The 22,503-nt window shown below is 72.4% G+C and carries 23 protein-coding genes and 1 pseudogene; 14 read left to right on the plus strand and 10 right to left on the minus strand.

Annotated features, from left to right (window positions below):
- Positions 1-174: 174 nt before the first annotated feature.
- From FIV44_RS25935 to FIV44_RS25960, 6 genes are all read right to left on the minus strand, one after another.
- Complete coding sequence (locus FIV44_RS25935; RefSeq protein WP_141006973.1) at positions 175-492, minus strand: hypothetical protein; 318 nt, start codon at positions 490-492, stop codon at positions 175-177.
- Between the two features lie 114 nt (positions 493-606).
- Complete coding sequence (locus FIV44_RS25940; RefSeq protein WP_141006974.1) at positions 607-921, minus strand: hypothetical protein; 315 nt, start codon at positions 919-921, stop codon at positions 607-609.
- A gap of 398 nt (positions 922-1,319) precedes the next feature.
- Positions 1,320-1,523 carry a hypothetical protein gene (locus FIV44_RS25945; protein ID WP_141006975.1) on the minus strand — a complete coding sequence of 68 codons (204 nt, stop codon included), beginning with the start codon at positions 1,521-1,523 and terminating at the stop codon, positions 1,320-1,322.
- Positions 1,523-1,843, minus strand: a complete 321-nt coding sequence (locus tag FIV44_RS33735; protein WP_342778857.1) for a helix-turn-helix domain-containing protein — start codon at positions 1,841-1,843, stop codon at positions 1,523-1,525. Before FIV44_RS33735 ends, FIV44_RS25945 begins: the two co-directional genes overlap by 1 nt.
- A gap of 610 nt (positions 1,844-2,453) precedes the next feature.
- A complete protein-coding gene (locus FIV44_RS25955) occupies positions 2,454-3,479 on the minus strand; it encodes a recombinase family protein (protein WP_181410838.1) in 1,026 nt (341 codons plus the stop codon).
- On the minus strand, positions 3,455-4,012 hold the full coding sequence (locus FIV44_RS25960) for a recombinase family protein (RefSeq protein ID WP_342778858.1): 558 nt from the start codon (positions 4,010-4,012) through the stop codon (positions 3,455-3,457). Before FIV44_RS25960 ends, FIV44_RS25955 begins: the two co-directional genes overlap by 25 nt.
- 26 nt (positions 4,013-4,038) lie before the next feature.
- On the opposite strand from FIV44_RS25960, the gene FIV44_RS25965 reads away from it, so the two are divergent.
- Positions 4,039-4,659: a ComEC/Rec2 family competence protein gene (locus tag FIV44_RS25965; protein ID WP_181410840.1), complete on the plus strand. Its 621-nt coding sequence runs from the start codon at positions 4,039-4,041 to the stop codon at positions 4,657-4,659.
- A gap of 37 nt (positions 4,660-4,696) precedes the next feature.
- Entirely contained in the window at positions 4,697-5,668 is a 972-nt protein-coding gene (gene holA, locus FIV44_RS25970) for a DNA polymerase III subunit delta (protein ID WP_141006980.1), read from the plus strand.
- 123 nt (positions 5,669-5,791) lie between these two features.
- Here the strand turns inward: holA and rpsT are convergent, their stop codons facing one another.
- The 3 genes from rpsT to FIV44_RS25985 form a co-directional block, all read right to left on the minus strand.
- Positions 5,792-6,052 (minus strand): 30S ribosomal protein S20, encoded by a 261-nt coding sequence (gene rpsT, locus FIV44_RS25975; protein ID WP_141006981.1) that lies wholly within the window; start codon positions 6,050-6,052, stop codon positions 5,792-5,794.
- A gap of 230 nt (positions 6,053-6,282) precedes the next feature.
- Positions 6,283-7,221 carry a phosphotransferase family protein gene (locus FIV44_RS25980; RefSeq protein ID WP_246086621.1) on the minus strand — a complete coding sequence of 313 codons (939 nt, stop codon included), beginning with the start codon at positions 7,219-7,221 and terminating at the stop codon, positions 6,283-6,285.
- A 13-nt stretch (positions 7,222-7,234) separates the two neighbouring features.
- Complete coding sequence (locus FIV44_RS25985) at positions 7,235-8,269, minus strand: LacI family DNA-binding transcriptional regulator (protein WP_246086622.1); 1,035 nt, start codon at positions 8,267-8,269, stop codon at positions 7,235-7,237.
- 136 nt (positions 8,270-8,405) lie between these two features.
- Here FIV44_RS25985 and FIV44_RS25990 point away from each other — a divergent pair, with 136 nt between their 5' ends.
- The 4 genes and pseudogenes from FIV44_RS25990 to FIV44_RS26005 all read left to right on the plus strand — a co-directional run bounded on the left by FIV44_RS25990 (position 8,406) and on the right by FIV44_RS26005 (position 14,486).
- Positions 8,406-9,851 carry a purine-cytosine permease family protein gene (locus tag FIV44_RS25990; protein WP_141006982.1) on the plus strand — a complete coding sequence of 482 codons (1,446 nt, stop codon included), beginning with the start codon at positions 8,406-8,408 and terminating at the stop codon, positions 9,849-9,851.
- A gap of 97 nt (positions 9,852-9,948) precedes the next feature.
- Positions 9,949-11,469 carry an amidohydrolase gene (locus FIV44_RS25995; RefSeq protein ID WP_281285886.1) on the plus strand — a complete coding sequence of 507 codons (1,521 nt, stop codon included), beginning with the start codon at positions 9,949-9,951 and terminating at the stop codon, positions 11,467-11,469.
- A gap of 36 nt (positions 11,470-11,505) precedes the next feature.
- Positions 11,506-13,377, plus strand: a complete 1,872-nt coding sequence (gene lepA, locus FIV44_RS26000; protein WP_141006983.1) for a translation elongation factor 4 — start codon at positions 11,506-11,508, stop codon at positions 13,375-13,377.
- Positions 13,378-13,707: 330 nt separating this feature from the next.
- Positions 13,708-14,486, plus strand: a pseudogene (locus FIV44_RS26005) (aminoglycoside phosphotransferase family protein).
- On the opposite strand, the gene FIV44_RS26010 reads toward FIV44_RS26005, so the two are convergent.
- The gene (locus FIV44_RS26010) at positions 14,458-15,513 is read right to left on the minus strand and encodes a hypothetical protein (protein ID WP_181410841.1); all 1,056 of its coding nucleotides are present in this window, start codon (positions 15,511-15,513) and stop codon (positions 14,458-14,460) included. The pseudogene FIV44_RS26005 and the gene FIV44_RS26010 sit on opposite strands and share 29 nt — an antisense overlap.
- Positions 15,514-15,534: 21 nt before the next feature.
- On the opposite strand from FIV44_RS26010, the gene FIV44_RS26020 reads away from it, so the two are divergent.
- The 8 genes from FIV44_RS26020 to FIV44_RS26050 all read left to right on the plus strand — a co-directional run bounded on the left by FIV44_RS26020 (position 15,535) and on the right by FIV44_RS26050 (position 22,482).
- Positions 15,535-16,068: an MOSC domain-containing protein gene (locus FIV44_RS26020; RefSeq protein WP_246086623.1), complete on the plus strand. Its 534-nt coding sequence runs from the start codon at positions 15,535-15,537 to the stop codon at positions 16,066-16,068.
- Positions 16,069-16,079: 11 nt separating this feature from the next.
- On the plus strand, positions 16,080-16,223 hold the full coding sequence (locus tag FIV44_RS32710) for a hypothetical protein (RefSeq protein WP_246086624.1): 144 nt from the start codon (positions 16,080-16,082) through the stop codon (positions 16,221-16,223).
- A gap of 50 nt (positions 16,224-16,273) precedes the next feature.
- Entirely contained in the window at positions 16,274-18,097 is a 1,824-nt protein-coding gene (locus FIV44_RS26025) for an AMP-dependent synthetase/ligase (RefSeq protein ID WP_181410842.1), read from the plus strand.
- 95 nt (positions 18,098-18,192) lie between these two features.
- Positions 18,193-18,933 carry a hypothetical protein gene (locus FIV44_RS26030; RefSeq protein ID WP_141006986.1) on the plus strand — a complete coding sequence of 247 codons (741 nt, stop codon included), beginning with the start codon at positions 18,193-18,195 and terminating at the stop codon, positions 18,931-18,933.
- Between the two features lie 26 nt (positions 18,934-18,959).
- Positions 18,960-20,171, plus strand: a complete 1,212-nt coding sequence (hemW, locus tag FIV44_RS26035; RefSeq protein WP_141006987.1) for a radical SAM family heme chaperone HemW — start codon at positions 18,960-18,962, stop codon at positions 20,169-20,171.
- A 33-nt stretch (positions 20,172-20,204) separates the two neighbouring features.
- A complete protein-coding gene (locus FIV44_RS26040; RefSeq protein WP_141006988.1) occupies positions 20,205-20,660 on the plus strand; it encodes an FAD synthase family protein in 456 nt (151 codons plus the stop codon).
- Entirely contained in the window at positions 20,657-22,225 is a 1,569-nt protein-coding gene (locus FIV44_RS26045) for a class I SAM-dependent methyltransferase (RefSeq protein WP_141006989.1), read from the plus strand. The genes FIV44_RS26040 and FIV44_RS26045 overlap by 4 nt, the downstream gene beginning before the upstream one ends.
- On the plus strand, positions 22,222-22,482 hold the full coding sequence (locus tag FIV44_RS26050) for a DUF6752 domain-containing protein (RefSeq protein WP_141006990.1): 261 nt from the start codon (positions 22,222-22,224) through the stop codon (positions 22,480-22,482). Before FIV44_RS26045 ends, FIV44_RS26050 begins: the two co-directional genes overlap by 4 nt.
- The last annotated feature ends 21 nt before the right edge of the window (positions 22,483-22,503 follow it).

Consider the following 22,503-nt stretch of genomic DNA (forward strand, 5'->3'; position numbering starts at 1 on the left):
AGAACCAAGAGGGATAGAGACAGGTGGCGTCGCTCGCATCGACGCCACGGCCACGACAGCGCCAGGCATGCCGGACCGCAGACACCCCCGCCACAAACAGGGGCATCCGGCGAGAGCACAGAGCACGTTCGCTCCGGGATTTTCTTCCTGGACGCGCGTGCGTGTGCGCGAGGGCTATCGGCGGCGTTGCTGTCCGGGTGTCCGGGTGAGGCCGATGCCTTGTTCGACTACTGCGAGGTGTTGACACGCGACCAGCACCAGGCGGGCGTGTGCGGGGTTGGAGGTGACCTGTTCAGCGATGTTGGCGCGGACTTCGTCCATGGGGGTGCGGAGCAGGCTCCGCAGGTCGGCGCCGGAGCCTGCGGCGAGAACGCTCAGCACCTGGCTGTCGTTCAGCTTTCGCATCGCGCGCTGCGCGAGTGCTACCGCTTGCTCGTCGGTGAGAGCCGCAAGCCGCTCTTCTCGTTGTCGTCTGAGCTTGCGACCGGCCACCTGTGATTCCTCGTTTCGTTGTCGAACAGCAGAGCCCGGACAGGCACAACCTGTCCGGGCTCTACGTGGTTGGGGGAGCGGGGTGCCGCAGGACCCTGCGGCCGGGGAAGGGGCTCAGGTGCCCGCCGCTGCCAGTTGGTCGTCCTCGATCCCCTGGCAGTGGTAGAGGTTCCGGGAGTCCTCCCAGCGGTGCCGGACGTGCGGGTCGCGGTCCTGGCACTGCATCAGCGTGGCGCGCTTGGCCGCGGGACGACTGCGCCCGACCAGGGAGCGCCACTCGTCTAACGGGATGGTCTTGACCATCGCCACCGGGTTGCGCCACGGCCTGCCAGCATCTTCTGCGCGGCGGCGCTTGTACCTGATCGCCGCAGCACACGCCGCGGGGTCCTCGTCCAACTCGGCGGCGAGCCATGTGGCTAGATCGTCCATGTGATCCTCCGTGCCTGCGGGTTCATCAGGGGTTCGCAGGGGTTCGGTCCGTCTCCCGGTAGGGGGGTGTCCGTCTCCCGGTAGGGGGGTGTCCGTCTCCCGGTACTGTCCGGTCGGGATCGTCAGCTGGTACCGAGCGGACTCCTTGAAGGTCGCCGGCACCGTCTCCAACAGCCAGCCGTCTGACTCAAGCCCGTTCCGCGACTCGTGCCATGCCGTCTTTCCCATCCCGGTCCGCTCAACGCCGCGGGCGGTCGCCACCCACACCTGACTGGTGTTGCCGTCGCCTGCATGATCTGCGAAGCACAGAGCAGCAAGGCGGCGGTGCGGCTTGAGGTCGGACGACCACACCGCGTCGCGGTACTCGTTGCGGTCGCGAGCCGGGCGACCCGCCACCTTCACACTGCCTCCGCAGTCGGCACGACTGCGGCAAAGCTCCCGTCGTCCAAGGGCGCCAGCCAGCCCTTGGCTACCAGATCGTTCATGACGGCTTCGTACTCAGTGGCGCTGACCCCCAGGTGGCGGCAAGCCTGAGTGACGGTCAGCGAAGTTGTGTCACCGTCTCCGAACCGGATCACGACGACGCTGTCAAGGCCGGTCATCAAGCCACCCCTGCGGCAATCGGGCGAATCAGAGTCGCGGCGTCGGATTCCTTCACGCGGATGCGGGAGCCAACGAGGTAGCCAGGGATCGCGCCACTGGCGATTCTCCTTCTGATTGTCCTGACAGAGACCCCCAACTCATCGGCAAGGGCCTGCTGGCTGAGGTATCGAGGGCGCGCAGTTGGCATGGCTGATCGCCACCTTTCGGGGTTCGACGCGGAGCGGGCGTGCTCAACGCATCGGGATACAAGTGAGCCCCTGACCGCGACTGAGGCCAAGGGCTCGACGTGAGAGTCAGCCAGGAAAGGCGACCGTGACATCAACACTAGGACACTACGCGCGTATTACGCAAACCTGGCCGGGACAGCGGCGTCCTGGGGTGTGCACCCCTGTCCCCGTTTGCGGGCGAAGTTCAATCAGCGTTCGCGCGAACACGGTTGCGTAACGCCAACGGTCCGACTCGCCACTGTCGTAACGGTTAGGAACGTCGCCGTTACGACAGTGGCTATGAGGTGAGCCCGCTCACTCCTTGGGCGGCACAAGCACATGCCCACACCTCGGACACACCACCCCCTGATACGGCGCCCCGAACAACGGCGGATTCCCCGGTCGAGCGATCAGCGACCGCGACGGAAGCCACTGCGTCTCCGCTGCCAGCTGCTCCGAGGGAACCGACGTGACAAGAGACCACCAGTCCTCGCCCGACTGCTTCCAGTCGAGCACGAGCCCCGCCGCGTAGCCGCGTAGCCCTGGTGGGCACGCCCACACGTGGCGTACGCCGCCGGCTAACAGCATCCGCGGTGGGGACTCGGGGTTCTGCATGCCACCACATTAGAACACCTGTTCGAACTGCCGGATCCCACGCAGGTCCTTCGCGGGTGTCATGTCTAAGGATGTCGGTTTCCACGGTCGCGTGCGGCCCGGTCCGGATTACAGACGCCCCATCGGGGTGTCGCGCCACCGCCGGTCTCGCTCGGCGGGGTCGTCCATCCAGTCCGGCATCCGCACCTCACAGGCGCCCTGCGGCATCCCGCCGAGTACAAGCCACGGCTGGCTGCCGGTGACTTCCTGACCGGCCATCCACCATCCGGTCTCGGACCAGTCGAGACTTACCCGGGACGGGTCGAAGCCTCCGCCGCGGGTGTTCGAGCCGGTCACCTTCACGCCCTCGAGCAGCTCCTGCAGCAGCTCGCGCCGGGTGCCCATGTCTGCTTCGGCCCAATAGGTGTCTCCGTAGGCGAGCCACCGCAGCACCTCCGTGGTTTCCGGGGTGGCGCGTAGGCGAGCCCGGCGGCCTTTCAGCTCGCCAAGCCGAGCCAGGGTCTGCTGCTCGTCGGCGTCGTCCTCGGCTAGTTGGCGGGTGGTCTGCCGGATGGCCTCTTCTACCTCGGCCAGCTCGTCGGTGTGGTCGTTCTGCTCCTGGACCCTGCGCAGGACGACGTGATCGGAGAACCTGCCGAGCACCTGGCGTTCCACTTCGGCGTCCAGGTTGTGCGCCGTGATGGTTCCGACACGGCAGCCGTTGCCCTGCCGGCGGCCGTTGCACTCGTACAGGGGCGGCTTCCCTCCGGGCCGAGTTCGGGAGTAGAGCCGAGTACCGCAGCCGCCGCAGACGGCCAGTCCAGCAAGCATCAGGGCGGGCTTCCTTCTCCGAGTGGTGGCTTTCTGTCGTTCCAGTATCGCGCGGAGCTGTCCCCACGTGGAGCGGTCCAGGATGGCGGGGTAGACCTCGACAACGACTCCGTTCCCGTCGCGCAGCGGCTCGCCCTTGTGGGACTGGGCGCCGATCACGGGGTACCCGGTGAGGACCCCGTGGAGGGTGGTCGCGATCCACGGCTTGGCGTGTTTGCTGGTGAGGCCGCGGGCGTTCCAGTCGTTGGTGATGCTGTATAGCGTCTCGCCGGCTAGCGCTCGCCGTGCGGCCTCTTGGATCAACGCGGCTTCGGCCTCGTCCACCACGAGGGTGCTGCCCCCTGCGGCGCGGGGGCGGGCCGGTAGCCGTAGGGCACCATGCCGCCCATGAAGCGCCCCATGTGGTTGGTGCGAACGTCGGTGCGCATCGCCAGGATGCGTTCCTTGATCTGGTCTGCCTCCATTTCCGCGAAGGCGGCGAGGATGGTCGCGACGAAACGGCCGGTGGGCGTGGACAGGTCGAGACCTTCGCTCACGACCGCCAGGTCGCAGCCGTTGTCTCTGGCTTCCTCGGCGAGGCTGGTGAAGTCGCGGACGTTGCGGGCCAGCCTGTCGAGCTTCGCGGACACGATCACGTCGTACCGGGTCCAGTCGTTGCGGATGCGTTGGAGGCCGGGCCGCTCGAGCCCCTTGCCGACACGGCTGCCGGATTCGCCCAGGTCCTCCACGATGTCCACTAGGTCCCAGCCTCGGGCTTCGCAGTAGGCGCGGATCTGCTCGCGTTGCCGCTCGGGGGAGGTGGTCACTTCGGTCAGGTTGGACAGTCTCACGTATCCGACGGCTCGTTTAGTCTCCACTGTTGGAGCGTACAACTTGCAAAGAGGTGATCACCCACTTCCACGCCGACCACGTCGACGGCCTCGAGGGCGTCCTCGCCGGACGCCGTGTCGACGCCGTCGAGACCACGGCCCTGGCCGACCCTCCGGGCGGGGTCGACCTGGTCCGGCGCGCGGCGGCGGAGGCGGGCGTGCCGGTGACGACGGCGTCGTACGGCGCGACCCGGCGGATCGGCGACGCCACCGTGCAGGTGCTCCACCCGGAGCTGCCGGGCGAGCCCGTCCCGGGGCCGGGCGACGGCAGCACGGCCAACGACGCCAGCGTGGTGCTGCTCGTGGAGGTGACCGGCCTGCGCCTGCTGCTCACCGGCGACCTGGAGCCGCCGGGACAGGGGCAGGTGGCGCGGCTGGTGGGCGACCTCGACGTCGACGTGGTCAAGGTCCCCCACCACGGCAGCTCCCACCAGGACCTGCCCTGGCTCGTGTCGCTCCGTCCCGAGGTCGCGCTGGTGTCGGTCGGTGCCGACAACGACTACGGCCACCCGTCGGCGGCGGTCGTGGGCGCGCTCGAGGCGCGGGGCGCGCGCGTGCTGCGGACCGACCGCGACGGCGAGGTCGCGGTGGTCGCGGACGGCTCCGGCGGGGTCCGCACGGTCACCCGGAGGTGATGGCTGCGGTGTCGGGGGCGTGTGGGAGGGTGAGCACATGCGGGCCGAGGACGTGCTGGGCCGGGTCATCCTGGTCACCGGCAAGGAGGAGTTCCTCGGCGCCCGGACGGTCGACGACGTCAGGGCCGCGGTGCGCGGCCACGACCCGGAGGCGGAGTTCGCCGACAGCCCGGCGGCCGACCTCACCCTGGCCACACTCGGGGAGATGGCGGCGCCGTCGCTGTTCTCCGCGGTCCGCTGCGTGGTGGTCCGCGGCCTGGAGAACCTGCCGGACGAGTCCGTCGAGGGCCTGCTGGGGTACGCCGCCGCGCCCGTCGAGGACGTCGCCCTCGTGCTCGTCCACGGCGGTGGCCAGAAGGGCAGCGGCGTGCTCACCAAGCTGCGCAAGCTGCCCGCGGTCACCGAGCACAAGTCCGAGGAGCTCCGCCCGTCGGACTATCCCGGATTCGTCGCCGGCGAGGTACGCCGCCTCGGCGCCGGCATCGAGCGCGAGGCCGCCGACGCCCTGATCGAGGCGATCGGCCGCGACCTGCGCTCCCTGGCCGGCGCGGTCCACCAGCTGACCAACGACTTCCCGGGGGAGCGGATCAGCGAGGCGCAGGTCCGTCGCTACTTCGGGGGCCGGGCCGAGGCGAAGTCCTTCGCGGTCGCCGACGCTGCCTTCGCCGGTCGCGACCGGGTCGCGCTCGAGGAGCTGCGCTGGGCGCTCGACTCCGGCACGGCCGCCGTGCTGATCACCTCCGCCTTCGCCGGCAGCGCCCGCGGCCTGGCCCGGCTGGTGAGCGCCCCGCGCGGGATGCGCGACGCCGACCTGGCCCGCGAGGTCGGCGTCCCGCCGTGGAAGCTGCGCTCGCTGCGCGACCAGGCCCGCGGCTGGACCGACGCCGGCCTGGCCCGCGCCATCCGCGCCGTCGCCCAGGCCGACGCCGACATCAAGGGCGCCGCCAGCGACGCGTCGTACGCCCTCGAGCGCCTGGTCCTCACCGTCACCGCCCTCCGCCGCGGCTGACCCAGGGCCGCCTGTCCGGCCGGGGACCGCCGGTCATCGGCGTGCCGCGGAAATCACGAAGGGAGCCCCCGGACGGGGACTCCCTTGTCGTGATGGCTCAGGACCGGAGCCAGCAGGGTGGTCTCAGAGAGAGGCGGCCTGCTTCGCGATCGACGACTTGCGGTTCGCGGCCTGGTTCTTGTGGATGACGCCCTTGGAGGCGGCCTTGTCGAGCTTCTTGCCGGCCTCGCGGGCCAGGGCGACGGCGTTGTCCTTGTCGCCGGCCTCGGCGGCCTCGCGGAACTTGCGGATCGCGGTCTTCAGGCCGGACTTGACGGCCTTGTTGCGCTCGCGACGCTTCTCGTTCTGCTTGTTGCGCTTGATCTGGCTCTTGATGTTCGCCACGTGTTACTCGCCTCTGTGTCAGGTGGGATGCTGGTTCTGGTCCGGAGCGCGTCTCGGTCGCCGTGGTCCTGATCGCCTCGACTGCGTGAGCAGAGGGCGGGCAGGGCGGAACGCGGAGACGCGACCAGCAAGACTAACAGCGGGTCGATCCGCCGCCCAAATCAGCGCCGTCGCGCGAGCGCCGGTCGGACACGTCGGTCGGAGAGACACCGCCGCGGAACCACGACGGCTCAGACCGACCAGCCGCGCCGCTCGGCGAGCCAGTGGTCGACGACGTCGCGCTGCCAGGCCTGCGCCTCGCGGATGTACGGCGACGTGGGCGGGACCGGCTGCAGGGCGCTGGCCGCGAAGTAGCCGAGGATCAGCGCGAGGAAGACGTCGACGTGCTCGGCGGGGACGCTCGCGAGGAGCGGGTGGGCGGCGATGTGGGCCTCGACGTCGAGGCCGTCGCCGCGCGGTCCGATGAGCAGGAGCAGGGAGTCGAGCCAGGGGGCGCCGACGGTCGGCCAGTTCCAGTCGCACAGCAGCGCGGTGCCGTCGGGGCGCAGCAGGATGTTGTCGTCGCGGATGTCGGTGTGGACGAGGGTGTCGCCGGCGACGACGTCGGGGTACCGCTCGGCCAGCGCCCGGATCTCGGCCGCGCGCGGGTGGTCGATGCGGTCCCAGAGCGCGGGCCAGGTCGCGAACTCCTCCACCGCGCTGTCCAGCGGGATCCGCGGCGCCGGGGTGAGGGCGCCGGCCATGGCGACCGCCATCGCCGACGCGGCGGCCAGGTCGTCGTCGCGCCACGGGCGGTGCGGGGCCCGGGCGTCGACGTGCTCCGTGGCGAGCAGGAACCAGTCCGCGACGTCGTCGGTCCACAGCAGTCGCGGAGCGGGTACGGCGGCGGGCAGTGCCGCGAGCTTGCGCGCCTCCTCGCGGTAGGCGTCCGCGAACACCTGCTGCGCCTTGGCGGAGGCCGCCTTCACGAACGTCCGGGTGCCGTCGGCGCAGGTCAGCACCGACGCGAAGCCGGGCGTGAACCCGCTGTCCTGCGAGGCGGCGTCCACGACCGGCGAGCCCAGCCGGCGCTCGACCGCGTGGCGCACGAGCGGGGGCAGGTGCGCCCAGGGGAGGCGCCGGGCGGTCCGTCCGTGGGGGATGGCGGTGGGGAACACGCGGCCCATCATGGTCGAAGGCTCATCACGCGGAGCCGGAGGACGCCCGGACGACGAGCTGCCCGACCGGCTCGCCGGTGTGGTCGGGGGCCGGCCGGTCGTCGAGCCGGGCGACGAGGGCCTCGACGGCGCGACGGGCCAGCTCGTCGGGCTGGAGGTCGATGGAGGAGATGGCGGGATGGGCGGTGCGCAGGCTCTCGGCGTCGGAGCCGGCGACGATCCGGACGTCCTCGGGCACGCGCAGCCCGCGCTCGGAGAGCACCGAGACGACGCCGAGCGCATGGTTGCTGGTGAGGGCGTAGACGCCGTCCGGGGGAGGACCGGCGTCGAGCAGGGTCGCGGCGGCGCGGCGCCCGCCCTCGTCGTCGAGCGCCTCCGGGACATGGGCCATCGCCGGCGTGATCCGGCGGTAGGCCGCCCAGCGCCGGTAGACGGCGGCGGTGCGCAGGTTCCACTCGTTGCGGTCGGTGCCGGTGACCAGGGCGATCCGGCGGGCGCCGGCCTCCCAGAGGTGGTCGAGCGCGAGCGTGGTCAGCCGACCGGACTCGATGTCGACGAGCGGAGCAGCGGCCGGGTCGTCGACGGGGGCGCCGCCGGGGACCTCGCCGACGGTGACGAACGGGATCCCGGCGCTGGTGAGCATGGCGACCAGCGGGTCGTCGGTGACGGGCTCGGTGACGATGAAGCCGTCGCTGGCGAGGGCCGCGCCGGCGGCCCGGGGTCCGGTCGGGTCGGAGACGAGCATCAGGCCCAGGCCCTCCGCGAGCGAGGCGACCGCGGCCGCGCCGGCGAAGCGGGCGAAGTAGTCGACGTCGACGAGGAGGTCGGGCCGCAGCGCGTCGAGCTGGCGGGCGACGAGGGCGATCACGCCGAGCCGGTTGCGGCGCAGGCCCTGGGCGATGACGTCGGGGCGGTAGCCGAGGTCGTGCGCGGCGCTGCGGACCCGCTGCTGGGTGGCCGGGGCGACCGTCCCGTTGCCGGTGAAGGTGTGCGACACCGTCGTCACCGAGACGCCGGCGCGCCGCGCGACGTCGCGGATGGTGGGTCGGCGGGCTGCCACGGCAGCCACCGTAGGTGGTACCAAACCGTTTTGGCCACCATCGGCCCAGGTCTGGCCCAAATCGTTTTGGCTGCCTAGCGTGACCCGCGACACACCGACTCGGCGCCCGCGCCGACGGACCCACCACGGGAGAGCCATGGCCATCGACCAGACACCGACGCCCGAGCAGGTCGGCATCGCGACCCCGCCGGCCGACGACGGCCTGCTGCCCGGCCACGTCGAGGCCCACGGCATCGACGTCATCCCGGACGCCGAGCGGCACGGCACCGCCCGCAGCCTGTTCGCGCTGTGGGTGGCGCCCAACGTCAACTACCTCTCCTTCGTCGTCGGCGGCGTGCTCGTCCTGATGGGCCTCTCCCTCGTCCAGGCCGTCGCCGCGGTCGTGGCCGGCTCGCTGTTCTCGATCGCGACCGGCATCGTCGCGGTGACCGGCCCCGCCTCCGGCACGCCCAGCCAGGTCGTCACCCGCACCATGTACGGCGTGCGCGGCAACCGGGTCGCGATCGCGGTCAACGGCTGGTTCGTCTCGCTGTGCTACATCGCGCTGAACTGGGTGACCGCCTCGATCATCGGCTTCGCCCTGACCCAGCGCCTCGGGATCGGCTCCTCGACGCCGGTCCAGGTCGTCGTGGTGCTCGTCATCGCGACGGCGACGACCGCGATCTCCGTCTACGGCCAGGGCCTGATCATGCGGCTCTACGGCCCGCTGTCCGCGGGCCTGACGGTCGTCTTCCTGGTCGTCTCGGTCTTCCTCGTCGCCGACGCCGACCTCTCCTACACGCCGCCGGTCGCCCTGCACGGCGCCGACCTGTGGATCACCTGGCTCGCCGCCGTCACCCTGATCGCCGCGACCCCGCTGTCGTACACGATCAGCTCGGACTTCGCGCGCTACCTGCCCCGCTCCACCAACCCGGTCGCGGTGGCGTCGTACACCGCCCTGGGCGGCGCGGTCCCCAATGTCGTCTTCCTCACCGTCGGCGCCCTCGCGGCGACCGTCACCGACCTGTCCGACCCCGAGACCGGGCTGCAGGGCATCGTGCCCGGCTGGCTGATCACGGTCTTCCTGGTCGCGATCCTCGTCGGCATCCTCGCCAACAACGCGCTCACGACGTACAGCTCCGGGCTCGCGCTCCAGGCCGTCGGCGTCCCGCTCACCCGTGTGGCGAGCGTCGCCGTGACCGCGCTCATCGGCGCCGGGATGACCCTCTACGCGCTCTTCGTCTTCGACTTCCTCGACACGGTCAGCAGCGCGCTGGTCCTGCTCGTCGCGCTGGTCGGCCCGATCATGGCGATCTACGTGACCGACATCCTCCTGCGCCGCAACCGGTACGACGGCATCGAGCTCAGCGTCGACGGCCCGGCCTCCCGCTACTGGTACACCGGCGGCGTCAACCTCGCCGGCGCGATCGCGTGCCTGACCTCGTTCGCCGCCGCGCTGACGTGCGCGAGCACCGAGGCCTTCACCGGCCCGGTCGCGAAGGCCCTCGACGGCCTCGACCTCTCCCTGCCCGTCGGCATGATCGGTGCCTCCGCGCTGTACGTCGGCCTGACCCGCCTGCTCTACGGAAGGACCGCCCGATGACCGCCGCCGACGAGACCCTCGTGCTGCGCAACGCGCGGATCTTCACCGCCGACCCCGACCGCCCTGGGCCGACGCGATCGTCATCGCCGAGGGCCGGATCCGGGCCGTCGACGCGGACGCTCCCGCGGGCGCGACCGTCGTCGACCTCGACGGCGCCTTCGTGCTGCCGGGCTTCGTCGACGCGCACACCCACCTCGTGGAGATGGGCGCCGCGGCGGGCGAGGTCGCCCTCGTCGACGCCGCCGGCCTCGCCGAGATCCAGGACCGGGTCGCGGCTGCCGCCGAGGGCCGCGCGCGGGTCATCGGCAACGGCTGGCTGTACCCCGCCCTCGGCGGCCGTGCCCCTCACAAGGACCTGCTGGACGCCGTCGTACCCGGCGTTCCCGTCTACCTCCAGGCCAACGACCTGCACTCGACCTGGGTCAACTCCGCCGCGCTCCGCGAGCTCGGCATCGACGAGCGCACCCCCGACCCGATCGGCGGCACCATCGAGCGCGACGCCGCCGGCGAGGCCACCGGCCTGCTCAGCGAGATGGCCGCGCTCGGCCTGGCCCGCTCCTTCCTCGCCGCCCAGGTCACCGACGCCGACCGCGACGCCTGGCTGCGGACCGCCTGCGCGCGCTATCTCGCCGACGGCGTGACCACCGTGGTCGACATGGGCGTCGAGGCGCACGACCTGGCCACCTTCGAGCGGGCGCTCGCCGCCGGCGCGCTGCCGCTGCGGATCGTCGGCCACTGGCTGGTGAAGCCGGCCGCGACCGAGGCCGAGAACCTCGCCCAGGTCGAGACCGCGATCGCCCACGCCCGCCGCCTCGACGGCGACCGGCTGCGGATCGCCGGCATCAAGATCATGGCCGACGGCGTCATCGACAGCTGCACCGCCTCGATGGCCCGTCCGTACGCCGACGGCAGCAACGCCGCGCCGATCTGGGACCGCGCGGCGCTGACCCCGGTGGTGGTCGCGGCCGACGCGGCCGGGCTGCAGATCGCGATCCACGCCATCGGCGACGAGGCCTCGGCGATCGCCCTCGACGCGCTCGAGGAGGCGATCCGGGTCAACGGTCCGCGCGAGCGCCGGCACCGGATGGAGCACCTCGAGGTGGTCTCCGAGGAGAGCGTCGCCCGGCTTGCCCGCCTCGGCGTCGTCGCCTCCATGCAGCCCGTCCACGCCGACCCCGCGATCCAGGACAACTGGCGCGCGATGCTCGGCGACGAGCGCGTCGAGCGCGGCTACCCGTGGCGCGAGATGACCGACGCGGGCGCTGTGCTCGCCTTCGGCACCGACGCGCCCACCGCGCCGCACCCGCCGCTGCCCAATATGTACGTCGCCACCACCCGCCGCTCCGCGCTGGTGGCCGGCCTGCCCGCCAACACCCCGCACCTCGCCGTACCGCTGGCCGAGGCGCTCACCCACGCCACCCGCGACGCGGCGTACGCCTCCCGGCTGGAGGGCGGGATCGGCACCCTCGCCCCCGGCATGGCCGCGGACCTGGTCGTGCTCGCCGCCGACCCGTTCGCCGCCCGGCCCGAGGCGCTGCTCACCACCGAGGTGCTGCGCACCTACGTCGGCGGCGTCGAGCAGGCGACCCTGCGCCCGGCGGGGCTCGCGGCGGTTTAGCGAACCGGAGCGGCATCCGGGACAATGGGCGGCACCATGCCAGCCTCCGCCCCGCAGCCGGGTCGCACCGACCCCGCGATCATCCGCAACTTCTGCATCATCGCGCACATCGACCACGGCAAGTCGACCCTCGCCGACCGGATGCTGCAGCTCACGGGCGTCGTCGACGAGCGTGCGGCCCGGGCGCAGTACCTCGACCGGATGGACATCGAGCGCGAGCGCGGCATCACCATCAAGTCCCAGGCCGTGCGGATGCCGTGGACGGTCGCGGAGGACAACGAGGAGGGCGCCGAGCCCGGCACCTACGTCCTCAACATGATCGACACCCCGGGCCACGTCGACTTCACCTACGAGGTGTCCCGCTCGCTGCAGGCGTGCGAGGCCGCGATCCTGCTGGTCGACGCCGCGCAGGGCATCGAGGCGCAGACCCTGGCGAACCTCTACCTCGCGATGGGCGCCGACCTCCACATCATCCCGGTGCTCAACAAGATCGACCTGCCCAGCGCCGACCCGGACAAGTACGCCGAGGAGCTGGCCGGCATCGTCGGCTGCGACCCCGACGAGGTGCTCCGGGTGAGCGCCAAGACCGGCCTCGGCGTGGAGAAGGTCCTCAACGAGATCGTCAAGCAGACCCCGCCGCCGGTGGGCGACGCCGACGCCCCGGCCCGTGCGCTGATCTTCGACTCCGTCTACGACACCTATCGCGGCGTGGTCACCTACGTCCGGGTCGTCGACGGCAAGCTCAAGCACCGCGACCGGATCAAGATGATGTCGACCAACGCGGTCCACGAGATGCTCGAGGTCGGCGTGATCAGCCCCGAGCCGGTGAAGGCCGCGGAGATCGGCGTCGGCGAGGTCGGCTACCTGATCACCGGCGTGAAGGACGTCCGCCAGTCCCGGGTCGGCGACACCGTCACCTCCCAGCACCACGGCGCCACGGAGTCGCTCGGCGGCTACCAGCACCCCAACCCGATGGTGTACGCCGGGCTCTACCCGATCGACGGCGACGACTACCCGGTGCTGCGCGAGTCCCTGGAGAAGCTCCAGCTCAACGACGCGGCGCTGACCTACGAGCCGGAGACCTCCGGCGCGCTCGGCTTCGGCTTCCGCTGCGGCTTCCTCGGCCTGCTCCACATGGAGATCACCCGCGACCGGCTCGAGCGCGAGTTCGGCCTCGACCTCATCTCGACCGCGCCCAACGTGGTCTACGAGGTGCACATGGAGGACGGCAAGGTCATCGAGGTGACCAACCCGAGCGAGTACCCCGACGGCAAGGTCGACGAGGTCCGCGAGCCCGTCGTGAAGGCCACGATCCTCAGCCCGAGCGACTACATCGGCACGATCATGGAGCTGTGCCAGGAGAAGCGCGGCAGCCTCCAGGGCATGGACTACCTCTCCGCCGACCGGGTCGAGATGCGCTACACCCTGCCGATGGGCGAGATCGTCTTCGACTTCTTCGACCAGCTCAAGAGCCGCACCAAGGGCTACGCGAGCCTCGACTACGAGCGCTCCGGCGACCAGGCCGCCGACCTGGTGAAGGTCGACATCCTGCTCCAGGGCGAGCCGGTCGACGCCTTCTCCGCGATCATCCACAAGGACGCGGCGTACTCCTACGGCGTGATGATGGCCGGCAAGCTCAAGGACCTCATCCCGCGCCAGCAGTTCGAGGTGCCGATCCAGGCCGCCATCGGCGCCCGGGTGATCGCCCGGGAGAACATCCGCGCCATCCGCAAGGACGTGCTCGCCAAGTGCTACGGCGGCGACATCACCCGCAAGCGGAAGCTGCTGGAGAAGCAGAAGGAGGGCAAGAAGCGGATGAAGATGGTCGGCCGGGTCGAGGTGCCCCAGGAGGCCTTCGTCGCCGCGCTCTCCACCAGCGGCCCGTCGGGCGACAAGCCCAAGAAGTAGCGCTCAGGGCTCCCACACCGCAGCGCTCGCGGGCCTGCGCGGCGAGCACGTCCACCGACCACGCCGACGCCGTGGCAGTTGACCACTGCCGAGGTCGATCCGCCGGATGTCGTCGATCCGCATGCCTCGCACGGTACGTCGGTTGGCCGGCTCTGGTGGGATGACCCCGTGCCCGCGTCCGTGACCGTCCCCGCCGAGCTCGACGCCCGGCGCGCCCTCGGGCCCGAGTGGGCCGCGTGGCTGGACCGGCTCCCCGCGACCACCCAGGCGGTCCTCGACGACTGGGAGCTCACGCCGGAGGGCGAGAGCTGGCACGGCTTCTGCTCGCTCGTGCTGCCCGTCGCCACCGCGGACGGCACGCCCGCGGCTCTCAAGGTCGGGCTGCCCGACGACGAGTCGCAGCACGAGCACCTCGCCCTGCAGCGCTGGCGCGGCCGCGGCGCCGTCGAGCTGCTGCGCGCCGACCCGGGCCGCCGGGCGCTGCTGCTCGAGCGGCTCGACCGCGAGGACCTCGGCGAGGCCTGGGACGTGGAGGCCTGCGAGGTCGTCGCGAGCAGGTACGCCGACCTGCACGTGCCCCCGATGCCGCAGCTGCGCACGCAGGCGTCGTATGTCGAGCGCTGGGCGGCCGCCCTCGCCCGCGACGCCCAGGGCGTCCCGGTCCCGCGGCGACTGGTCGAGCAGGCGCTCGGGCTGGCGCGGGACCTGGTCGCCGAGCCCGCGACCGCCGTGATCCACGGGACCTGCACTACGGCAACGTGCTGCGCGGTCGCCGCGACGGCGAGGACGCCTGGCTGGTCATCGACCCGAAGCCGACCAACGGCGACCCGCACTACGAGCTGGAGCCGATGCTGCGCGACCGGTTCGAGGAGTACGCCGCCCCCTGGGCCGCCGGATCGGTCCGCGACGGCATCCGCCGCCGCTTCCACGCCCTCGTCGACGCCGCCGGGCTCGACGAGGCCCGCGCTCGGGACTGGGTCGTCGTCCGCTCGGTCCTCAACGCCCACTGGGCGCACGAGGACGCCGTCCGCGCCCACCGGCCCCTCGAGGCCGCGGAGCGCGTCCACGTGACGGCCTGCATCACGGTCGCGAAGGCGGTCCAGGACTGACCCGCACCGACGCCACCAGGTCGTCGTACGTCGACCGGTGGGCCCGCCACCACTGCGGCGTCGCGCCCCACTCGACCCGGGCGCTCGGGCTCTGCAGCGCCACGATCCGCCAGGTGCCGGGCGGCTCGTAGGTCTCGGTCTCCTCGGTGCGCACCACCACCCAGGTCAGCCGGTCGGCCGACTCCCCGTCGATCTCGCCGGCGCCGCGCCGGAGCCGGACCCGGGTCGCCTCGGGGTCCCGGCGCACCCGGGCCGCCAGGTCCTCCAGCGGGCCGGGGGCGGGGTGCACGGCGCCGTACTCCAGGACGGTCGGGGCGCCCTCGACGTAGATCCGGCAGTGGCCGCGCTCGCGCTCGATCCAGCCCACGTCCGGCGGCGGGGTGAAGACCAGGGTCGCCCGGTCGGGCCGGCCCCAGCTGGGGCAGAGCGAGGTCGTGCCGGCGTCGACCCCGACCGAGCGGCGGACGACGTCGAAGGCGTCCAACCGGCGCGGCCTCTCGTCGGGGACCGACCAGCCGAGCCGGACGCCGGCCGACTGCACGGTGACCTGCCGATAGGGCAGGCCGTCGTTGTAGACCCGGTAGGTCAGCTCCTCCGCCGGCCGGCCGTCGAGGCCGGGGGCGTCCGCACGGTAGGCGATGTCGCTGACCTCGTCGTCCCCGCCGATGTCCTCGAACGGGTCCAGCTCCTCGGCGCGGTAGTCCGCGAGGGTCTCGTCCGGCCCGAGCTCCACGCCCACGCCGCGGACGTAGCCGTGGCTGTAGGAGCAGACGTTGCCGGACTGCTGGCCGCCCGTCGTCGCGACGGGCACGACCAGGCGCACCGTCAGTCCGGTGCCGTCGCCGCGCAGGTCGGGGCAGCGCATCTCCCGGAAGCCGTCCGGTACGCCGGGCGCCTCGGCCGCGAAGGCGTACGGCGCCGTCGGGCCGGGACTGCCGGGACCGCCGGGGCCTGCGGGCGTCCGGTCCCCGCCGGTGCAGGCGGCCAGGCCCAGCACGAGGCAGGAAACCAGCAGGATCCGAGACATCCCCGACGGTAGCCTCGGAGCATGTCGTTCGTGCGCACCATCAGTGTCGGTCGGCCGCAGGACAAGGAGTGGGCCGGCCTCGGCCGGACGTCGATCGACAAGCGCGCGGTCGGCGGCCCGGTCGAGGTCCACCCGCTCGGGATCGAGGGCGACCAGGTCTCCGACACCCAGCACCACGGCGGGCTCGACCAGGCTGTGTACGCCTACGCGCGCGAGGACCTGGACTTCTGGGAGCAGCGGCTCGGGATGCCGATCCGCGACGGCCAGTTCGGCGAGAACCTCACCACCGAGGGCATCGACGTCAACGCCCTGGAGATCGGCAGCCGGCTGCGCGTCGGTCTACCCGGCGTCGGCGTGCTCCTCGAGGCCGTCGCCGTGCGCATCCCCTGCAACGACTTCAAGGGCTGGATGGGGAGAGCGGCTACGACCCGCGGGCCTGGGTCAAGAGGTTCACCGCGGAGGCCCGGCCGGGGCCGTACTTCCGGGTGCTGGAGACCGGCCGGATCGCACCCGGCGACCCGGTCGAGGTGGTGCACGCGCCGGGGCACGGCGTGACCGTCCGGGACATGTTCGTGGCGCTCAGCACCGACCGCAGCCGGCTCCCGGACCTGCTCGTGATCGACGGCCTGGTGCCCAAGGTGCGCGCGAAAGCGGAGGAATTCGTCCAGAGGACGGCCGGTTCGCTACCGCCCGCGGAACCCGTGGCTTAGGTTACTGCTCAGTTAGGCCGGTCTCGGACGAGCAGACGCAAGGGAGCGCCATGCCCATCAACCACGACACGAGTTTCCTCGAGCACATGCCGCAGAACTGCGCGGTGCAGTTCCTCGACCGGGTGGAGAGGAGCGCCGACCGGGAGGCCTTCCGCTTCCCGCGCGGCGAGGCCTGGGAGTCGGTGACGTGGCGCCAGGCCGGTGACCGGGTACGCCGCCTCGCCGCCGGGCTGCTCGCGCTCGGCCTGGAGTCCGAGCAGCGGGTCGGCATCGCGTCGTCCACGCGCTACGAGTGGATCCTCGCCGACCTCGCCATCATGTGCGCCGGCGGCGCCACCACGACCGTCTACCCGTCCACGGGCGGCGACGACACGGCGTACATCCTCGGTGACTCCGAGTGCCGGATCGTCTTCGCCGAGGACGAGACCCAGCTGGCCAAGCTGCGCGACCACCAGGGCGAGCTCCCCGCCCTGGCGAAGGTCGTCAGCTTCGACGACGGCCTGGCCGACGGCGACTGGGTGATCTCGCTCGACCAGCTCGCCGAGCTCGGCGACGCCCACCTGGCCGAGCACCCGGACGCGGTCGACGAGGTGGCGCGCGGCATCGGCCCCGACCAGCTCGCCACGCTGATCTACACCTCCGGCACCACCGGCAAGCCCAAGGGCGTGCGCACGCTGCACCGCGCGTGGGTGTTCGAGGGCGAGGCGATCAAGACCCAGGACATCCTCCACGAGGACGACCTGCAGTTCCTCTGGCTGCCGATGGCCCACTCCTTCGGCAAGGTGCTGCTCTCCACCCAGCTCGCGTGCGGGTTCGCGACCGCGATCGACGGCCGCGTCGACAAGATCGTCGACAACCTGGGCGTCGTGAAGCCGACCTTCATGGGCGCCGCGCCGCGCATCTTCGAGAAGGCGCACGCCCGGATCGTCACCATGCAGGCCGCCGAGGGCGGCGCCAAGGAGAAGATCTTCCTCAAGGCGTTCGAGGTCGGCCGCAAGGTCGACCAGCTCGAACTGGCCGGCAAGTCCGTCCCGCTGCCGCTCAAGCTGCAGCACCGGCTGTTCGACAAGCTGGTGTTCAGCAAGGTCCGCGAGCGCTTCGGCGGCCGGGTGAAGTTCTTCATCTCCGGCTCGGCCGCGCTCAACGCCGACATCGCCGCCTGGTTCCACGCCGCCGGCATCCTCATCCTCGAGGGCTACGGCATGACCGAGAACGCCGCCGGCGCCACGGTCAACCACCCCGACGCCTACAAGCTCGGCACCGTCGGCCAGCCGTTCCCCGGCACCGAGGTCCGCATCGGCGACGGCGGCGAGGTCCAGCTCAAGGGCCCGCACGTCATGGCCGGCTACCACAACCGGCCCGAGGCGACCGGCGAGACGCTGACCGAGGACGGCTGGCTGCGCACCGGCGACAAGGGCGAGCTCGACGCCGACGGCTTCCTCACGATCACCGGCCGGATCAAGGAGCTCTTCAAGACCTCCGGCGGCAAGTACATCGCCCCGCCCGCCATCGAGGCCAAGTTCAAGGCGATCTGCCCCTACGTCAGCCAGTTCATGGTCTTCGGCGCGGAGCGCAACTTCGTCTCCGCGCTGATCACCCTCGACCCCGACGCCATCGCCGGCTGGGCCGCCGAGAACGGCAAGGAGGGCAAGGACTACACCGCCCTCGTCAACGACGACGCCGTTCAGGCGATGGTGGGGGAGTACGTCGACGAGCTCAACGCCCAGCTCAACCGCTGGGAGACCATCAAGAAGTGGAAGCTCCTCGACCACGACCTCACCATCGAGTCCGGTGAGCTCACCCCGTCGCTGAAGGTCAAGCGCACCGTCGTCGAGAACAACAACAAGGACCTCATCGAGTCCTTCTACGGCTGACGACGGGCGGTCGGCCGCGGGGCGAGCGCAGGCTGACACCGGAGTGAGACTCCGCGGCACCCGGCCGGGTGCCGCGGAGCGCCTACGATCCGCTCATGGGACTCCTGGACCGACTCATCGGTGCGGCGAACCGTGCCGAGCAGGCGAAGACCAGCGCCGAGCTGCACGTGTTCCGGGACCGCCGCTTCGAGCGCGCCGAGGAGCTCGCGGCGACCGGCAGCACCGGCGAGGCCGTGGTGACCGGGATCAGGCGGCGCCTCAACGACGGCACCACCGAGACCCAGGTCCGCCTGGAGTGGCGCGCACCGGAGGCGAGGGCCGGGGCGCTCCGCTTCGGCGACGACCTCGCGCCGGTGATCCGGCTGGGTGCGACGGTGCGGGTGCGGACCGACGGTGACACCGTGGCACTCGACGTCGCCGCGATGGCGGGCCGGCTCGGCGGCTGGACCGACCCCGGCCGGCGCTCCCGGAAGGTGCCCGAGCAGGGCGTCGACGACCGTTCCCTGGACGCCCGGGTGCTGTCGCGGCTGCGGAAGTGGCCCGCCGAGACAGCGGTCGTGGTGTCGGTGGAGCAGGCCCGCGTGCTCGGGATGCCCAGCCAGGACTGGGACGTCGTCGTCCAGCGGGCCGACGGCGCGCGGGCGACGATCCACCGCGACCACGTGCCGCCGTACGTCCGGTGGTACGTCCACCCGGGCGCCGAGATCCCGGTCGCGATCGACCCGAAGGACGCCACGCGGGCGCAGGGCGACTGGCCGCGGCTCGCGGAGGAGCGCGCGGTCGACGGCGGCCGGTGGGGCGACCCGCCGCCGGAGGGGAGCCTCGCCGCCGGGTAGGACGGCCCGGGGAGGACAATGGCCGGATGCCGTCCGCGCTGCCCGAGGGAGAGCCCGTCCCGCCCGACGGCGGGCTCCCGCCGCAGGCGCTCGCCGGGCTCGGCACCCGCCCGTTCGGGCTCTACGTCCACGTCCCGTTCTGCCGGGTGCGCTGCGGCTACTGCGACTTCAACACCTACACCGCCGAGGAGCTGGGACCCGGTGTCTCCCGGGCGACGTACGCCGACCAGGCGGTCGCCGAGGTCCGGCTGGCCCGCCGCGTGCTGGGCGAGCAGGACCTCCCGGTGGCGACGGTGTTCCTCGGCGGCGGCACCCCCACGCTGCTGCCGCCGGAGGACCTCGGCCGGATCCTGGCCGCGATCGACGACGAGTTCGGCCTGGCGCCGGACGCCGAGGTGACCACCGAGGCCAATCCGGACTCCGTCGACCTCGGCTACCTCGAGCGGCTCCGGGCCGCCGGGTACAACCGGCTGTCGCTCGGCGTGCAGTCGGCGGTGCCGCACGTGCTGGAGGTGCTCGACCGCACCCACGACCCGCGCCGGGTGCCGGGAGTCGTCGAGGCGGCCCGGGCCGCCGGCTTCGAGCAGCTGAGCCTGGACCTGATCTACGGCACGCCGGGGGAGAGCCACGCCGACTGGGAGGACACGCTGGAGGCGGCGCTCGCGTGCGCGCCGGACCACGTGTCGGCGTACTCCCTCATCGTCGAGGACGGCACGGCGCTGGCCCGCCGGGTACGACGCGGCGAGCTGCCGATGCCGGACGACGACGACCTGGCCGACAAGTACGTCCAGGCCGACGAGCGGCTCGGCGCGGCGGGGCTGGGCTGGTACGAGGTCTCCAACTGGGCGCGCGACGACGCCGCCCGCTGCCGCCACAACCTGGGCTACTGGGCGGGCGCCGACTGGTGGGGGATCGGGCCGGGCGCCCACTCCCACGTCGGCGGGGTGCGCTGGTGGAACGTCAAGCACCCGGCGGCGTACGCCGGCCGGCTGGCCGGGGGCGTGACGCCGGCCCACGCCCGGGAGGTGCTCGACGCGGAGACGCAGCGGGTGGAGCGGGTGCTGCTGGAGGTGCGGCTGCGCAGCGGCCTGCCGGTGGCGGCGCTCGACGAGGCCGGCCGCGGCGCGCTGCCGGGGCTGGTCGAGGACGGCCTGGTCGAGGACCGCGCCGACCGGGTGGTGCTCACGTCACGCGGCCGGCTGCTCGCCGACGGTGTCGTGCACCGCCTGCTGAGGTAAACAGCATTTAAATCTAGTGTTATACTCGACTTTATGAAGTCGGGACCTGTGATCGGGTATGTGCCGGGCGCCTTCGACCTGTTCCACGTCGGCCACCTCAATGCGCTGCGCCAGGCGCGGCAGTGGTGCGACGTGCTGGTCGCCGGCGTGGTCGCCGACGAGATCTGCCTCGAGACCAAGGGCGTGCTGCCGACCGTCCCGCTCGCCGAGCGGCTGGAGATCGTCGAGGCGATCGGCATCGTCGACGCCGTCTACGCCGAGGTCACCGCCGACAAGACCGACTCCTGGCGCGACGTCGGCTTCCAGCGGATCTTCAAGGGCGACGACTGGCAGGGGACGCCCAAGGGCCGGCGCCTGGAGCGGCAGATGGCCGCGCTCGGCGTCGAGGTCAGCTACTTCCCCTACACCCTGCAGACCTCCTCGACCGCGCTGCGCAAGGCGCTGGCCCACCGCGGCTCGTCCGGGACGCCCGGAGCCTCCTCGGCATGAGCGTCGCCGTTTCCGACGACGGCCTCCTGGTTCCGCCTGGCGCGCAGCCGCTCGTGGTCGAGATCGACGGCCACTACGTCTGGTCGCTGACCCCGCTGCGCGACGGCCGGCCCGCCGACGGGGGCGTCCTGGTGCCCTGGCCCGGCGTGCTCCGGCCCTACCTCAGCGGCCGCGGGCGGGTCCGGGTCACCGACGGCGCCGGCGCCGCCGTCCTGTACGACGACGAGGTCGGCCTCGGCTCCGGCGAGGGCGTGCTGGCCGTGGTGGACGGTGCCGGCCATCGGCTCAGCGTCGACAAGGTCGGGCACCTCGCCCGCTCCTTCGCCGCCACCGACGAGGGCATCCGCGACGAGATCCTGGCGGGGACCCGCCGCGCGATCGACGACCTGCGCGAGCACGCCGGCGTGGCGGCGTACCTCAACTACGGGGCGCTGCTCGGCGCGGTCCGCGAGGGCCGGATGCTCGCGCACGACTCCGACACCGACCTGTGCTACCTGTCCGAGCACACCTCGCCGGCCGACGTGGTGACCGAGTCGTACCGCATCTCGCGCGCGATGCGGGCCCGCGGCTGGCGGCTGCTGCGGATGTCCGGCGGCGACGTGAAGCTGCTGCTGCCGCTCTCCGACGGCCGGTACTGCCACATCGACGTGTTCGCCGCCTTCCACGTCGGCGGCACCTTCTACCAGCTCGGCAACCGCAGCGGCCGGCTGCCGCGCGAGGCGATCGTGCCGTTCTCGACGATCTCGCTGCACGGGCACGACTTCCCGGCCCCGCGCGACCCCGAGGCGATGCTCGCCTTCCTCTACGGCCCGCACTGGCGCACGCCCGACCCCTCGTTCAAGTACGCCGACCCGCCCGCCGGCGTACGCCGTCTCGACGGGTGGCTGCGCGGGTTCCGCACCGAGATGGGCCGGTGGACGGAGTTCCACAACGGGCCGCGGCGGGCGGCGGTGCCGAAGCGGGCCTCGACCTTCGCAGCGTGGGTCGCGCCGCAGCTGGGTGCGCTCCCGGTCGTGGACCTCGGCGCCGGCGGCGGACGGGACGCGCTGTGGTTCGCGCGGGACGGGCGCCGGGTCGAGGCGCTGGACTTCTCCCGCGGCAGCCTCGGCGTCGTGCGTCGCCGCGCCCGGCGGGCGGGCGTCGCCGTCGACACCGACCAGCTGATCCTCGGCGAGCTGCGCTCCACGCTGGTCCACGGCACCCGCCTGGCCCGCGACCCCCACCACCTCTACGCCCGCCACCTGGTCGGCTGCCTCGACGCCGCCGCGCTCGACCAGCTGTGGCTGCTCGCCCGGATGGCCCTGCGGCCCGGCGGCGGGCGGCTGTTCCTGGAGTTCGCGACGACCTACGACGGCCCGGACGGCGCGGCGGGCACCCCCGTGGAGCCCGGTGGACTGGTCCGCCGGGTCGCCCCCGACGTCGTACGCACCGCCATCGAGCGGTCCGGCGGCGTCGTCGAGCTGGCGACCGTCGGCCTCGGCGAGGACATGTTCGACCTGCCCGACCCGGCCGTGTGCCGGATGCGCGCCGCCTGGCCCGCGCCCGACGAGGAGGAGACCCGATGACGACCGACGAGCTGAGGCAGCGCCTGCGCACGCAGGCCCGGCACCGCCTCCCCGCCCCCGTCGCGAACCGGATCCGCGAGCGGGCCGGCCTGCGCGAGCGGGTGCGGGCCCTCGAGGAGGAGGTGCAGGAGAACCGGCAGCTGAACCGCCGGATCGCCGAGCTCACCGACGTCGTGACCGAGCTGCTGCTGCCGCTCGGCGCGCGGGACCAGGCCCGGGTGGACGAGGTGCTGGAGCGGTACCGCAGCGGGCTCTGAGGGCTCGTCGATTGGGCAGAG

This window comes from Nocardioides humi (assembly GCF_006494775.1).
Taxonomy (GTDB): Bacteria; Actinomycetota; Actinomycetes; order Propionibacteriales; family Nocardioidaceae; genus Nocardioides; species Nocardioides humi.